Annotated in this window: 2 protein-coding genes; one reads left to right on the forward strand and one right to left on the reverse strand. The window is 57.1% G+C overall.

Translation table 11 applies throughout. The features are described 5' to 3' along the window. A partial coding sequence (locus tag TSA66_RS01270; protein WP_040038693.1) for a cysteine hydrolase occupies positions 1-599 on the reverse strand: 599 nt, incomplete at its 3' end. Positions 600-748: 149 nt separating this feature from the next. Here TSA66_RS01270 and TSA66_RS01275 point away from each other — a divergent pair. Further along, the coding region (locus tag TSA66_RS01275) for a LysR family transcriptional regulator (protein WP_040038692.1) at positions 749-1,484 on the forward strand (736 nt) is incomplete at its 3' end.

Below are 1,484 nucleotides of genomic sequence, written 5' to 3' on the forward strand. Positions count from 1 at the left end.
GACCAGCCGAAATGATGCACGGTGTGTTCGATGACGTGCCGCTGTTGCGCTTCCGTGAATGCTGCAGTGGCGTCTTCGATTATGACCGGCTCATAGCCGATGTCGTGCGCATGCCGCATCGTTGACTCGATGCACACGTGCGTTGCATATCCGGCCAAATACAACCGGCTGATCCCTTGGTTCCTCAAGAAGACATCGAGATTGGAACTCGCAAAGGCGCTTGCCCCCGTGCGGCCTTCGACCACAAATTCATTCGCTTGCGGAGTAAAGTCCTTGTGGAATTGCCAGCCGGTTTCATTGGACGTCCAGGTATTTGCTTTGGGAATTGCGCCGCGAAGACCGAAGTGGGCCTGGCCCAGTTCACGGTAATCGGATGACAGCTTCAGCGTCGCATGGATGACGTCGATGCCGGCAGCGCGGGCGCATTGCAATGCGCGTTTTCCCGCTTCAACGGAAGCCGCAAAAGCACTCTCATTGTGCGCCATCAGAAATCGTAATTTTCCGGCTGCGTTAAGCCATTCGTTAACGAATTCAATCATGAGTAGGGCGGAGCGGCCTGTGGGATCCGGACGTCGGCTATCGGAAGTAGATGCAACCATGATCTCCTCTTCTCAAAAAATAAGCTGCCCCATGGGTGGGGATAGGCTGCGTACGTTGGTTTGGTGTAAGCAGGTCCACGCAGTGTAATCAGTGAAGTTTGATTGGTGTGATACGCTCGGCGGCATATCCAATATGAATTTTTGTCATCATGAATACTTCCGATCCGTTGCGCGGCCTAAATGCTTTCGTCCGTGCCGCCGAAGCACGTAGTTTTACCGGCGCGGCACGAGTTCTTGGCCTGACGCCGTCAGCGGTCAGCAAGGCCGTCACGCGGCTCGAGCAGGAGCTTGCAGTGAGACTTTTCAATCGCTCCCCGCGTGAAGTGACCCTCACGCCGGAGGGGCAGGAATTCTTTTCGCATTGCCAGGAGCTCGTTCATGGCATCGAAGATGCGCGCGCCTTGGTGGTCGGTGCATCCTTACAGCCTCAAGGATTGCTGCGCGTGAGTGCCCCGGTCAGCTTTGGCCAGTTTGTCCTTGCCAAGGCGCTGCCGGCCTGGTTATCGGCATTCCCAGGGATTCGCGTCGACGTGGTACTGACTGATCGCATCACCGACCTTGCCGAAGAACGGCTTGATGTCGCCATTCGTATGGGAAGCGTTCCCGATTCCCGTCTCGTCGCACGACCGTTGGGAAGCACGCCGTTCGCGACAGCAGCATCGAAAAAATATCTCAAGCGTCACGGTCGGCCCGTGACACCGTCTGACCTGAACGATCACGCGTGCCTGGGTTACCTGCTGGAATCAACCGGTGGCGTGCGCCAATGGGAATTTCATGTCAAGGGAAGGCGCGTCACTATCGAGCCGCGCGGTCCGTTGGGCACAGGGCACGCATCGGTCTTGCTTGATGCGGCCAAAGGCGGATTGGGAATTGTCCAGGCTCCGC

It is taken from the genome of Noviherbaspirillum autotrophicum, assembly GCF_000818395.1.
GTDB lineage: Bacteria > Pseudomonadota > Gammaproteobacteria > Burkholderiales > Burkholderiaceae_D > Noviherbaspirillum > Noviherbaspirillum autotrophicum.